At 71.6% G+C, this 13,706-nt stretch carries 9 protein-coding genes; 4 read left to right on the plus strand and 5 right to left on the minus strand.

Features of this window, described 5'->3' with window-relative positions; translation table 11 throughout:
* Positions 1–137 precede the first annotated feature (137 nt).
* Positions 138–1,556 carry a flavin monoamine oxidase family protein gene (locus ACWPOB_RS17500; protein WP_455401610.1) on the minus strand — a complete coding sequence of 473 codons (1,419 nt, stop codon included), beginning with the start codon at positions 1,554–1,556 and terminating at the stop codon, positions 138–140.
* A gap of 171 nt (positions 1,557–1,727) precedes the next feature.
* Here ACWPOB_RS17500 and ACWPOB_RS17505 point away from each other — a divergent pair, with 171 nt between their 5' ends.
* Positions 1,728–2,348, plus strand: coding sequence for a TetR/AcrR family transcriptional regulator (locus ACWPOB_RS17505; RefSeq protein WP_455401611.1), 621 nt, complete (start codon positions 1,728–1,730; stop codon positions 2,346–2,348).
* A 96-nt stretch (positions 2,349–2,444) separates the two neighbouring features.
* On the opposite strand, the gene ACWPOB_RS17510 is transcribed toward ACWPOB_RS17505, so the two are convergent.
* Both ACWPOB_RS17510 and gabT read right to left on the minus strand, forming a co-directional pair.
* Positions 2,445–3,890, minus strand: coding sequence for an NAD-dependent succinate-semialdehyde dehydrogenase (locus ACWPOB_RS17510; protein ID WP_455401612.1), 1,446 nt, complete (start codon positions 3,888–3,890; stop codon positions 2,445–2,447).
* Positions 3,887–5,275, minus strand: a complete 1,389-nt coding sequence (gene gabT / locus ACWPOB_RS17515; protein WP_455401613.1) for a 4-aminobutyrate--2-oxoglutarate transaminase — start codon at positions 5,273–5,275, stop codon at positions 3,887–3,889. Before gabT ends, ACWPOB_RS17510 begins: the two co-directional genes overlap by 4 nt.
* A 134-nt stretch (positions 5,276–5,409) precedes the next feature.
* Between gabT and ACWPOB_RS17520 the strand changes: the two genes are divergently transcribed.
* Both ACWPOB_RS17520 and ACWPOB_RS17525 read left to right on the plus strand, forming a co-directional pair.
* Positions 5,410–6,912 (plus strand): PucR family transcriptional regulator, encoded by a 1,503-nt coding sequence (locus tag ACWPOB_RS17520; protein WP_455401614.1) that lies wholly within the window; start codon positions 5,410–5,412, stop codon positions 6,910–6,912.
* Between the two features lie 261 nt (positions 6,913–7,173).
* Complete coding sequence (locus tag ACWPOB_RS17525; RefSeq protein WP_455401615.1) at positions 7,174–9,012, plus strand: FAD-dependent oxidoreductase; 1,839 nt, start codon at positions 7,174–7,176, stop codon at positions 9,010–9,012.
* 154 nt (positions 9,013–9,166) lie between these two features.
* On the opposite strand, the gene ACWPOB_RS17530 is transcribed toward ACWPOB_RS17525, so the two are convergent.
* Entirely contained in the window at positions 9,167–12,202 is a 3,036-nt protein-coding gene (locus tag ACWPOB_RS17530) for an NAD-glutamate dehydrogenase domain-containing protein (RefSeq protein WP_455401616.1), read from the minus strand.
* A 168-nt stretch (positions 12,203–12,370) separates the two neighbouring features.
* Positions 12,371–13,270: a LysR substrate-binding domain-containing protein gene (locus ACWPOB_RS17535; protein WP_100056570.1), complete on the minus strand. Its 900-nt coding sequence runs from the start codon at positions 13,268–13,270 to the stop codon at positions 12,371–12,373.
* 97 nt (positions 13,271–13,367) lie between these two features.
* Here ACWPOB_RS17535 and ACWPOB_RS17540 point away from each other — a divergent pair.
* Positions 13,368–13,706, plus strand: a 339-nt coding sequence (locus tag ACWPOB_RS17540; RefSeq protein WP_455401617.1) for an acyl-CoA dehydrogenase family protein, incomplete at its 3' end; no start/stop codon positions are given.

Genomic DNA, 13,706 nt, shown 5'->3' on the forward strand with positions numbered 1-13,706 from the left:
GGGGCGGCGCCGCCGCGACCGGAACGCTCACGTCGTTGTGAGCGCGTCGGGCGCCGCGACGGGCGCGCCGAAGGAGTCGTGAAAAGTGGTGTAAAACAGGTTCTTCGGTTTCGCGGCGGTCGGGCCGCGAGGGACGGTCAGCGTGCCGGGGCGCCGGCCACCGCGGCCGCGGCCGAGCGGGAGCCGAGGGCGCCGAGGATGCGCCGGGCCGTGTCCTCGCCCATGCGCACGGCTCCGTCGACGTGCTGGTAGCCCTCCGCGGCGAGGTCGGACGACGAGAAGAGGATCGGACCGACGGGGGTGAGCTGGTCCTTGCCGTAGCGGTGCAGGCCGCCGAGGTCGTAGCTCGCCGCGTAGGCTCCGCGGGTCCACTCCTCGGAGCCCCAGTCGGATTCGTAGTAGACGACCGGGCTCAGCGCCTTCTCGCCGAGGTAGCCGGCCATGGACGAGAGGATCGCGGCCTTGCGCTCCTCGGCGGGGAGTTCGAAGACGGCGTCGGCCTTCTCGTCCGCCACGAAGGCCACCAGGGTGCCGCGCGGATCCTCGAAATTGGTGTTGTCGTAGATCTCCTGGACGAGCGCCCCGGCGCCGAAGCACGTGCCGGACAGGCCGTCCTCGCGCCAGAACGGCGTGTCGTACACGGCATGCACCTTGATGACGAGACCGAGGGACTGGTGCTGGTGCATCTGGTGCTGGCGGCGCGGCAGCGGCGGGACGTAGGAGATCCGGGAGTACAGGTTCGGTGGCACGGCCAGCACGGCGAACCGGGCATCGACGGTGACGCCGTCGGCCACCGCCCGCACGTGCCCGGGCGCGCCCGGTTCTTCGCCCTCGGACCAGTGCAGGGTCCGGACCGGGTTGTCGAGAAAGACGTCGTCGCCGAGCTTTTCGGCGAGCCGCTGCGACACCTGCTGCATGCCGCCCACGACACGCTGGTCGAGGATGAAGTCCTCGTCCACGAGGTTGCTGAACGAGCCCGCGGAGGCCGCCATGAGGATCGCCTGCAGCGCGGAGAACGCGTGGGCCGGCTTGGTGAGCATGCCCCCGGCGATGAACAGCCCGATATTGTTGCACGCCTCCTCGTCGTCGGAGTTGGCCCGCAACCAGTGGTGGAAGGAGACGGTGTCGAGTTCCCGCGCCCGCGGATGCGCCCACGGCTCCTGGGGGCCGATGTCGGCGGCGAGTTCGTCGAGCAGCGCGATCAGCTTGTCCATCTCGGCGCGGGTGTGCTCGGACGTGGGGAACATCTCGCCGCGGTACCGGACGGGCCGGCCCTCGGCGTCGAGGTAGATGTTTTCGCCCTCGCGGTAGCGGGAGAACGTGCGCAGGCCCAGTTCGTCGAGGAGCGCGATCAGGGCGGTCTGGTCGGGGGACACCCACTGACCGCCGATCTCGAGCATCGCTCCGTCGATCGTGTCGGTCCAGGTGCGGCCGCCGACGCGGTCGCGGGCTTCGAGGACGGCGACCCGCAGGCCCGCCTGCCGGAGGCGGTAGGCGGCGGTCAGGCCGGACGGGCCCGCCCCGACGACGACGACGTCACGCTCGATGGATTTCATGGGATTCCCCTTCGAGAAAATGAACGACATTCATATGTGTCGCATCACACTGTAACCTCATCGAGGCGCGAGGAGAAGACCTTCGCGGCAATTCGTGGCCGGAATCGTGAGGCGAAGGGGAGCGGCGTGGGAGAGGGGACGCATCGACGCGCCGGCCGGCCGTCGACGAAAGTGCTTTCTCGGCAGGCGATCACCGACGCGGCGCTCGACGTGATCGAGCAGGGCGGCTACGACGCCTTCACCGTCGCCAAGCTCGCCCGTGCCCTCGGTGTGGCCCCGTCCGCCCTGTACAACCACGTGAGCTCGAAGCAGGACGTCCTGCTGTGGGTGCAGGAGGACCTCATGACGAAGGTCGACGTGAGCGGCTTCGGCGCCGAGCCGTGGGCGGTGGCGACGCGGCGGTGGGCCCTGTCCTACCGGGACGTGTTCGCCCGGCACGCGCCGCTGGTCCCGGTGATCGCCGTGATGCCCGTCGCGGGCGCGCCCCGCACCCTGGCGGTGTACGAGGCGGTGGCCGCAGGCTTCGCCGAGGCCGGGTGGCCGATCGACACGATCGTGCCGGTCGTCGTCGCGCTGGAGTCGTTCATCTTCGGCTCCGCGCTCGACGCCAACGCACCGGCCGACATCTTCGACACCGCCGACCTCGCCGGCGACAGCCCGGTGTTCACCGCGGCGATCGACGCGTTCGCCGGATCGGGCGGCCACTACACCCCGGACGCCGGTTTCGACGCCGGACTCGACGCGATGATCGCCGGACTCGGGGCGCGCCTGGAGCTGCTCCGGAAGGACTGAGCTGCAAGAGGATACGGCTCGGTCCGGGATCGGCGGCGTGCCGCGATCCCGGACCGAGCCGGTATTCGATTGCGGGCGGGGCGTCCCGCCGCGGGCCTACAGGGCGATGTACTTGGTGTCGAGGTACTCCTCGATGCCCTCGGCCGCGCCTTCGCGGCCGAAACCGGACTCCTTGACGCCGCCGAACGGGGCGGCGACGTCGGAGATGATGCCGCGGTTGACGCCGACCATGCCGGTCTTCAGCGCGGCCGCCACGCGCATCGCGCGGTCGAGGTCGCGGGTGTAGAAGTAGGCGGCCAGGCCGTATTCGGTGGCGTTGGCGGCGGCGATCGCCTCGTCCTCGGTGTCGAAGACGGTGATCGCCGCGACCGGTCCGAAGATCTCCTCGCGCAGCAGCCGCGCGTCGGCCGGCACCTCGTCGAGCACGGTCGGCGGGTAGAACGTGCCGGGTCCGTCGGGGATCTGCCCGCCGGTGCGGACCCGGGCGCCGCGCTCGACGGCGTCGCGCACCAGTGCCTCGACCGTGGCGCGCTGCCGGGCGGTGATCAGCGGGCCGAGGTCGGTGCCGTCGTCGAGGCCGTGGCCGGTGCGCAGCGCCGCGATGCGGGCGGTGAGCTTGTCGGTGAACTCGCCGGCGACGCTGCGGGCGACGTGGAAGCGGTTGGCGGCGGTGCAGGCCTCGCCGCCGTTGCGCATCTTCGCGGCCATCGCGCCGTCCACGGCGGCGTCGACGTCGGCGTCGTCGAACACCAGGAACGGGGCGTTGCCGCCGAGTTCCATGGAGGTGCGCAGCAGCCGGTCGGCGGACTGGCGGACCAGCAGCTTGCCGACGCCGGTGGAGCCGGTGAAGGTGATCTTGCGCAGCCGCGCGTCGGTGAGCAGCGGCCCGGTGAGGGCGGCGGCGTCCGAGGCGGGCAGGATCGACAGCACCCCGGCCGGCAGGCCGGCGTCGGCGAAGACCTGCCCGAGCAGCAGCATCGTCAGCGGGGTCTCGGCGGCCGGCTTGACCAGGATCGGGCAGCCCGCGGCCAGGGCCGGGCCGATCTTGCGGGTGGCCATCGCCAGCGGGAAGTTCCACGGGGTGATCGCCAGGACGGGCCCGACCGGTTCCTTGGTGACGAGGATGCGCCCGTTCCCGGCCGGGGCGGTGGCGGTGCGGCCGCCGATGCGCACGGCCTCCTCGGCGAACCAGCGCAGGAACTCGGCGCCGTAGTTCACCTCGCCGCGGGCCTCGGCGACGGTCTTGCCCATCTCGAGGGTGATGACGCGGGCGAAGTCGTCGGCGCGGGCGTGGACGAGTTCGAAGGCGGTGCGCAGGATCTCGCCGCGCACCCGGGGCGGGGTCGCGGCCCACTCGGCCTGCGCGGCGACGGCGAGGTCGAGGGCGCGCAGCCCGTCGTCGGCGGAGGCGTCGGCGACGTCGGCGAGCACCGCGCCGGTGGCGGGGTCCTCGACGGGGAACGTCGCGCCGGTGGACGAGTCGGTGAGCTTGCCGCCCAGCCAGAGCCGGGTCGGGACGCCCGCGGGGAGGGTGTGGGTCATCGGGTGGCTCCTGCCAGGGTCGGGCGCACGCCCGCGACGTCGCGGACGGCGGAGGCGAGAACGTCGAGGCCGTCGGTGAGCAGCTCGTCGGAGATCACCAGCGGCGGCAGCAGGCGGACGACGTTGCCGTAGGTGCCGCAGGTGAGCACGATGACACCCTGCTCGAGCGCCTTCGCGGCGATCGCCTTGGTGGCCTCCGGATTCGGCTCGCGCGTGCCGGGCTGCACGAACTCGACGGCGAGCATCGCGCCGCGGCCGCGGACCTCGCCGACGATGTCGACGTCCGCGGCGAGCGCCCGCAGCCGCTCGGTGGCGATCTGCTCGATGCGCCGGGCGCGGCCGCACAGGTCCAGCTGCTCGATCCGGTCCAGCGTGGCCAGCGCCGCGGCGCACGCGACGGGGTTGCCGCCGTAGGTGCCGCCGAGGCCGCCGCCGTGGACGGCGTCGATCAGCTCGGCGCGGCCGGTCACCGCGGCGAGCGGCATGCCGCCGGCGATGCCCTTGGCGAGGGTCATCAGGTCCGGCACGACGTTCTCGTCATTGCTGGCGAACCAGTCGCCCGTGCGCGCGAAGCCGGTCTGCACCTCGTCGGCGACGAAGACGATGCCGTTGGCCTTCGCCCAGTCGACGAGGGTCGGCAGGAAACCCTTGGCCGGCACGATGAATCCGCCCTCGCCCTGGATGGGCTCGAGCACGATCGCGGCGACGTTGTGCGCACCGATCTGCTTGTCGATCTGCGCGATCGCGCGGTGGGCGGCCTGCTCACCGGTGACCTCGGTGCCGTCGTAGTTGCGGCCCTCGCGGAACGGGTACGACGCCGGCACGCGGTGGATGTCGGGGGCGAACGGGCCGAAGCCCTCCTTGTAGGGCTGGTTCTTCGCGGTCAGCGCCATCGTCAGGTTGGTGCGGCCGTGGTAGGCGTGGTCGAAGACCACCACGGCGCTGCGACCGGTCGCGACGCGGGCGATCTTGACCGCGTTCTCCACCGCCTCCGCGCCGCTGTTGAACAGCACCGTGCGCTTGGCGTGGTCGCCGGGGGTCAGGGCCGCGAGCTTCTCGGCGACGGCGATGTAGCCCTCGTAGGGAGTGACCATGAAGCAGGTGTGCGTGAAGTGCGCGACCTGCTCCTGCACCGCCGCCACGACCGCCGGGTCCGAGGCGCCGACACTGGTGACCGCGATGCCGGAACCGAGGTCGATCAGGGCGTTGCCGTCGACGTCGACGACGATGCCGCCGTCGACGTCGGCGGCGTAGACCGGCACGGAGGAGGCCACACCCGCCCCGACGGCCGTGCGGCGACGCTCGGTCAGTGCCGCCGAGCGCGGGCCGGGCAGCGCGGTGACCAGGCGACGCTGCTGCGGAAGGCGGTATTCGATGCTCGTCATGGGGGACTTCCTCGGGCTCGGCGGCGTAGAGACGATTCGAGTATGGGAGCGTCCGCGGACCCGAGACAGGGCCGATTCGTACAACCCGGTGAATCGCACCGCGCCATTTCGTCGAGCGGTCTTACGATGGCCTCATGAGCGTCGGCATCGCCTGGCTGCTGCGGCAACCGGGACTGGGATTGACACTGCGCGGCGGCCGGGCCGGGAAGGATCGGCCGATCGGCTTCGTCCAGCCCACCGAACTGCTGGACCCGCGGCCCTGGCTCTCCGGCGGGGAACTCGTCCTCACCACCGGCCTGGGACTGCAGCCGGAGGAGGGCGGTGACTACGTGCGCCGCCTCGCGGTGGCGGGCGTCGCCGCCCTGGGGTTCGGCACCGGGCTGTCGCACGAGCGGATCCCGCAGTCGGTGCTCGAGGCGGCCGACGCGGTGGGGCTGGCGCTGCTGGAGGTGCCGTACACGACGCCGTTCGCCGCCGTGAGCCGTGCCGTCACCGCCCGGCTCGCCGAACAGCAGTACGAGCTGGTGCGCCGCGCCGCCGACACCCAGGTGCGCATCACCCGCGCCGCGCTGCGCGGCGGCGTGGCCGCGATCGTGCGGGAACTGGCCGTCGCCACCAGCGCCGCCGTCGCCTACCTCGACGCGCGCAGCGGGGAGGTGGTCGCCCACCCCGAGGCCGCGGCGGAGCTGGCAGAGCAGATCTCGGAGCTGCGCCGGGACGGCGCCGGTTCGGTCACCACGAGCCGGCCCGGCCGGACGCTGACGGTGCAACCGGTCACGCACGCCGGCCTCGTCAGCGGACACCTGGCCGTCCAGGCCGACCGCCCGCTCGAGAACGTCGAACTCGTCCTGATCGGCCACGCCGTCTCCCTCGTCACCCTCGAGCTGGACAAGCCGCGGCGGCTGCGCGCGGAGCGGAATGCGCTGGGCGCGAAGGCATTCGGCCTGCTCGTCGACGACGTCCTCGACTCCGGCGACGCCTTGGAGTATCTCGCCGACGCGGTCGGCGTCCGCAACCGCATCCGGATCCTGCGTCTGCACACCCCGGCCGCGGCCGACGTGCGGCGCGTGCTGGACGCCGGTCTCGGCGCCCGGCAGCGCCCGCTGTACGCGCGCAGCGGCGACGAGGCGCTCACCGTGCTGCTGCGCGGTGAGGACACGCTGTCCGACGTGGCGGCGCTACTGGCGGACCTCGCCCCGCCGCAGGCGCGCACCCTCCGCGCCGGGCTCAGCGCCGCGCACCGGCTCGCCGACACCCGCCGCGCCGTCGAGCAGGCCGAACACGCCGTGGCCGCGGCGGACGCGGCCCATCACCTCGTCGAGTTCGACGCCACGCACGGAACCGCCCTGCTCGCCTCCCCGGCGGTGCGGGCCGTACTCGAATCCGTGGCTGCGTCCACTGTTTCCGCTCTCGCCGACTACGACCGCGGTCGGGGGACCAGGCTCGTCGCGTCGCTGCGGGCGTTCCTCGAGGCGAACGGGCAATGGGAGGCGGCGGCCGCGGCCCTGGAGGTACACCGGCACACCCTGCGCAGCCGGATCGCCAAGGCCGAGCAGGTGCTCGGCGTCGACCTCGGTGACGCCCGCGTCCGGGCCGAGCTGCTGCTCGCCCTGCTGATCGGGGAACCGGCGCCCTAGGTAGCTGGAAACGGCGTAGTGCTGCAGCCGTAGTCGGCCCTTCACGTTGCGGGCGAGTTCGTCCAGCCGGCTGGAATGTCGTCGGAGCCGGCACGGCACCGTTCCCGGGGAAGTCCGAGTGGCCTTCACGGGGTGACTCCGGACGGGAATATGCGCATGTGGTTGAGTGTTCAACTATATGATTGAGTAATCAACTATATGACGCGCGTCGCGCCTTTCCGATCGGGAGGGTCGTGACCGAAACCGACCGTACGGAGGATCATGGTTAGCAGTTCGACCAAGCGCAGCGGCTCCATCGGGACCGTGTCCCAGAAGGGCATCCCCGACGAGGTGGACGTGGCGATCGTCGGGTCCGGCGGCGCAGGCCTGATGGCGGCGCTCACCGCCGCCAAGGAGGGTGCACGAGTCCTCGTGGTCGAGTCCCGGGAGATCGTCGGGGGCGCCACCGGGATCTCGGCGGGTGCCGCCTGGATCCCCAACCACGGCTTCTCGACCAAGGACCTGAAGGTGCACGACGACCTGGACCAGGCGCGTCGGTACATCTACGGCCAAGGTCGCGACCGGATCCTCGACCACGACCTGGTGGAGAAGTTCCTGGAGACCGGACCGCACGTCGCCCGGTTCATCGAAGAACACACCTCCTTCGGGTGGATACCGACGATCTGGCCGGACTACCGCTCCGACATCGACGGCGCGTCCGTCGGTCGGGCACTGTTCCCCGGCCCGTACTCCCCGGAGGGACTCGGGGAGAACGCGAAGTACGTGCGACCGGCCCTGACCACGGGCATGGCCAAGAACCCGCTCCCGTTCTGGTTGCTGGGCGGGATCGGCATCGACGACGTCTGGCTCGCGGGACCGGCCTTGATCGGAGCCTTGCTCGAGGCGAGCCTGCGCAACGGCGTCGACGTTCGCGTCGAGACGCCCGCGACCCGGCTTGTCACCGACGAGTCGGGGGTGCGGGGGATCGTCGTGCGGGCCGACGGCGCCGAGCACACGGTGCGCGCCACCCGGGGGGTCCTGCTGGCCAGCGGCGGGTTCGAGAGCTCGACCGAGATCACCACGACCTATCTCGACGCGCCCTTCGGCGTGCAGGTCTCCCCCCAGGGCCACGACGGCATCGCGGTGCAGCTGGCGCAGGAGGTGGGCGCTGATCTGACCGGCATGGAGGACGCCTGGTGGATGCCCGGCGTGCAGCTGCCCGGTGAAGAGCTGGAGGGCCGCCCGCTCAGTCGTGTGTTCCTGGGCGAGCGAGCGCTGCCGCACAGCATCATGGTCAACAGCAAGGGTGAGCGCTTCGCGAACGAGGCCCTGGCCTACGACCAGTTCGGGCAGATCATGCGCGAGGTCGACCCGGAGACGGGCACCATGCCCAATGCCACGGCCTGGCTGATCTTCGACCACAAGTACTGGACGAAGTTCGGGATCTTCGGCGTCACGCCGGGCGGAGAGGTGCCCGACTACCTCCACCGCGCCGACACCCTGTCGGAACTCGCGGACAAGATCGGGGTCGACGAGGTGGGGCTGCTCCGCACGGTCGACCGGTTCAATCCCGAGGCCGCCCGAGCTCGCGACCCGCAGTTCCACCGCGGGGACACCTTGTTCGACCGCTACTTCGGCGCCTACTATCCCCGGCTGGGCAAGAACTCGCCCGACGCGCGGTTCCCCGCCGCCACCGCAAAGGCGCGGATGGGCATCGCTGCGGCGATCGGTCCGATCGTGAGCAAGCTCGCCGGACGGGTGGCGAAGAAGAACGACCCCGAACGCGTGCGTTCCCTCGTGGTCGGGCCCCTGGCGAAGATCATCCGACCTATGCTGAAGAGCCCGAAGTCGAGCGTGCTGGGACCGGTCGACACCGCGCCGTACTACGCGCTCGAGGTCCAGGCCAGCGCGCTCGGCACCGTGGGCGGCCCGAAGACCGACGCACTCGGACGCGCGCTGAATACCGAAGGCAAGGTCATTCCAGGCCTGTACGCCGCCGGCAACGCAGGAGGCGCACCCACGAAGGGCTTCTACGGAGGCGCCGGAGGGACGATCTCGCTCGGGCTGGTGTTCGGTTACCTCGCGGGACGGGAAGCAGCCAAGCGGCAGGATGACGCGTAAGCATCTCGTCGGCGCCCTCGACCGTCGGCACGACGGTCGAGGGCGCCCTCACGAGCAACGGACTTCGTCGCAGGTGACCGAGCGCGAAGACCACGCATCGACCACGACATAGCACCATGCCGCACACAGGGTCCCGTCCCTGCGGGGCACACGCTCAACGGTCGAGCAGGCGCAGCTCCCCGGCGATCACGGCCAGCCGTGCGGTGTCCACCGCGTCCTCACCGCGGAGCCGGTCGAGGAGTCGCACGAGACGGTGCGCGCGACCGGTCGGGTCCGCGGCACTCCCGTCGAGCGCGGTGACGACGAGCGCGTCGAGGCGGTCGGAGATCTCGTCGCGCAGGGCTGCCGCACCCATGGCCTCCCAGTAGGAGCCGCGGACGCGGGTGGCGAAACCGTCCAGAAGCCAACGGATGTGAAGGCTGTCGATCAGTGCGTCCCGGGCCGCGGCGACACGGGCGGGGTCGGTGCCCAGGCGCAACGCCACCGCCGCGTTCGCGAGCGCGCCGCGGCAGTCCTCGGCCGACGGCCGGTCGCCCAGTGCGGCGGCGACGGGCGCGGCGAAGAGCGCCACGAGAGCCTCCGGTGTGTCCGCGTCGTCGCACGCACCCGTGAGCACGTCGCGGAGCGCCCGGCGGGCGGTGTGGCGCAGCAACCATGCCATCTCGGCCTCGACGACGCGCGCGAGCGCGCTCAGCTCCGCCAGCGTGCTGCGTGCATCGGAGCCTGCCGCGAGGATCCGGGTTCGGATGTCCTCGGTGTGCAGCACCCGGCTGACCACCACGTAGGCGAGCGCCGAGTCCGCGGTGGCGGCGCCGAACCGTTCCTCGAGCCGGTACAGGGCTCCCGGGCCGAGACGGTTGACGAGCTCGTCCGCGAGCGACGCGACGACGATCTCCCGGCGCAGCGGATGCCCGGCCACGCCCCTTCCGGCGCGGGCCAGAATCTCGGCGGGGAAGTAGTTCTCGGCCCACGGGGTGCAGGCCGGGGAGTCCGGCAGCGACGACGCGGCCAGCTCGCTCGCGACGACGTTCTTCGACTGCGCCAGCAGCACAGCGAGTTCCGGTCGCCGCAGGCCCGTTCCCGCCCGGCTCCGCTCCCGGATCTCCGCCGTCGGCGGCAGGCCGTCGCCGTCGCGGGCGATCCGGCCGGCCCGCGCCAGATCCTCGATCAGCCGCTCGTGCTGGGTGAGCAGCGCCGGGGCGTCGTGCTCGCTGCAACCCAGGGCCAGCACCTGATCCCGGGACGCCGTGAGCACGGCCTCGGCCACGTCGTCGGTCACCGCGGCGAGCAGCGTCTCCCGCTGTCCGGGCGCCAGCGTTCCGGCCGCGACCGCGCGATCGACCGCGATCTTGATGTTGACCTCCCGGTCGGAGGTGGCAACGCCGGCAGCGTTGTCGATGAAGTCGCCGTCGCAGCGGCCGCCGTGGCGCGCGTACTCGACACGTGCGGCGCGGGTGAAGCCGAGATTGCCGCCTTCGCCGACGATGCGCGCACGCACCTCGCAGGCGTCGACCCGGACCCGGTCGTTGGCGGGATCGGCGGCGTCGCCGTGCGTCTCGCCGGAGGCCTTCACGTACGTGCCGACACCGCCGTTCCACAGCAGGTCCACGGGTGCGCGGAGCACGGCCTTGATCAGCTCGTCGGGCGTCAGGGTCTCGGCGTCGATCCCGAGGGCCGCGCGGGCGGCGGCGGACAGCGGCACGGCCTTGGCGGTGCGCGGCCACACGCCGCCACCCGCGGAGATCGCCGCGGGGTCGTAGTCGGCCCAGGACGAGCGCGGCAGCGCGAACAGACGCGCGCGCTCGCGGTGGGAGGCGGCAGCGTCCGGGTCGGGGTCGAGGAAGATGTGCCGGTGGTCGAAGGCCGCGACGAGGCGGATGCGGTCGCTGAGCAGCATGCCGTTGCCGAAGACGTCGCCCGACATGTCGCCGATGCCCGCGACGGTGAAGGTCTGCGTGTCGACGTCGTGTCCGAGTTCGGCGAAGCGGTGCCGCACGGCCACCCACGCGCCGCGGGCGGTGATGCCCATCGCCTTGTGGTCGTAGCCGGCCGACCCGCCCGAGGCGAAGGCGTCGCCGAGCCAGTAACCGTATTCGGCGGCAACGGCGTTCGCCGTGTCGGACATGCGGGCGGTGCCCTTGTCGGCGGCGACCACCAGGTAGGCGTCCGCGCCGTCGTAGGCGACGGTGTCGGCCGGGGTGGTCGGCGCTCCGTCGACGATGTTGTCGACGACGTCGAGCAGGCCGCGGATGAAGGTGGTGTATGCGGTGGTGAGGTCCGCGGTGGATCCGGGGCGGATCACGAAGGCGCCCTTGGCGCCGCCGGGGACGATGGGTGCGTTCTTGACGGCCTGGGTCGCCATCAGTCCGAGGACCTCGGTGCGGTAGTCCTCCGGGCGTTCGGAGAACCGCAGCCCGCCCCGCGCGACGAGCTCGGCCCGCACGTGCACACCCTCGACGTCGCGGGAGTGGACGTAGATCTCCCGCAACGGCACGATCGCGCCGCCGACGGTCAGCGCGGACGGATCGAGCTTGAACGACGCGTACGGTTTGGTGCCCCCGCTCTGGAACCAGTTGGTACGCAGGGTCGCGTCGACGAACGAGCGCAGCCCTCGCAGGGTCCGGTCGAGGTCGAAGGTCGCGGCGCGATCGATGTGGCCGGCCACCGCCGAGGCCGCGGCGGCGACGGCGGCTTCCCGGTCGGGCAGCCCGGGGCGGAACCGGGCGTCGAACAGTGCGGCGAGGGCCGCGGCGTAGCCGGGGGTGGCCGTCAGGCAGCCGAGCATGTACGTCGGCGACAGGCCGATACCGGCCTGCGCCAGGAACCGGACGGCTGCCCGGATCAGGTCGACCCACCGCCACGAGATACCCTCCTGCAGAACGAGTATCGAGAAGTCGTCGATGTCGGTGCGGCCCTCGGCTCCCGCGACGAACGCGCCCGCGATCAGATCGAGCACCCCGGCGTCCGGAGCGGCGGTTCCGGACGGCGCGATCGTGAAGTGGTGCGTCCCCGGCTCGTCCAGCGGCCGGTGGTCGCTCACGTGGAGACCGAAGCGCCGCAGGACGTCGACGACGTCGGTGAGGGTGAACCGGTGGTTCGGCCACGAGGCGAAGCAGCCGAGTGGACTGCCGTCGGCGGAGTCGAGGAAACGCAGCGTCGTCGTGTGCTGGGACAGGGAGGGGGCGCTCACGTGGGGTCCTTTCCGGGGCGGCGGCGATGGGGCGAGTCTGCCGCCCCCGCACCCCGGTAGGGCAGGGCCGAAGTGGAGCGCGAGGAGCGCCGCGAATCGCCGTTTCGGAGTGGACGGCGGTGAAGGTTCGCTCTGAGCCCGGTGCGGCGGCTCGGGGTCTTTCGGTCGTCAGCCGTTCGCTGCATCGGCGAACCCGAGCACCACCTTCAGCACCACGTGCAGCGCGGGATTGGTGTCGTCACGTCGCCACGCCACGCGTAGGTCGACGTCGGGGCTCGACTCGTCGAGCGGAACGAAGACGACATGGGGATCGGTGACGTTGCTCGCCACGGACGCCAACGTCAGGTGGCACCCGACCTCGGCGCTGACCAGCGCCAGGGCGGTCTGCGTATCGGGGGCGACCTGGACGACGTCGGCAACGAACCCGCCCGCGTGCGCGAGCCGCCGCAACCGGTCGGGGAGCACCGCACCTTCGTGCGGTGGGAGGGAGACGAAGCTTTCCGCGGCAAGCTGGGCAATCGACAACCGGCGCGCGCCGGCCAGCGGGTGGGTGTCGGGCAGCGCGACGACGAGGGAGTCCGGCATCACGACGCGTGCGGAGATCTCGGCGGGGACGATGTCCCAGCGGCCCAGTGCGATGTCGGTGTCGCCGTGCACGAGTCTCGTCATCGCCGGCTGGGCGAAATTCTGGCTGGAGAGCTCGAGTCGGATGCCCGGCCGCTGGGAGCGCACCACGCGGGCGAGCCGGGCGACGAGCTGGTGGGTCGACACGCCGGCGAAGGCGATCCGGACGAGGCCGACATCGCCGTCGTCGGCCGCGCGCACCGAAGCCTCGGCACGGCGCAGAGCGTCGAGCACTTCCTGCGCGGGACCGACGAGGGCCTCTCCGCTCGCGGTGAGTTTCACCGACCGGGTGTTGCGGTCGAACAACACGGTGCCGAGTTCGCGTTCGAGCTGTTTGATCGTGCGGCTCAACGGGGGCTGGGCAACGTGGAGTCTCTCGGCGGCCCGTCCGAAGTGAAGCTCTTCGGCGACGGCCAGGAAGGCCCGAAGCTGTGCGATGTCCACGACGCTCACCTCTCCGATCTGATCATTGCGATTCTGATATCTCAGAACGACCAATTAAGTATTGGACTGATCATAATGGCGGCGCCATAGTGATTACATGCACATCACCGACCAGGAAGTTCCCGACGACGTCTTCGTCGACATCCTCAAGCAGGTCCGCGAGTTCGTCCGCACCCGCGTGGTGCCGCGCGAGGATGAGATCGCCGACACCAACGCGATTCCGGACGACATCCGCAGTGCGGCCAAGGAGATGGGCCTGTTCGGGTACGCCATCCCGCAGGAGTGGGGCGGGCTGGGCCTGAACCTGGCGCAGGACGCCGAGCTGGCGATGGAGCTGGGCTACACCACGCTGTCGCTGCGGTCGATGTTCGGCACCAACAACGGCATCGCCGGGCAGGTCCTCGTCGGGTTCGGCACCGACGAGCAGAAGGCGCAG

This window comes from Rhodococcus sp. 2H158, from assembly GCF_053764755.1.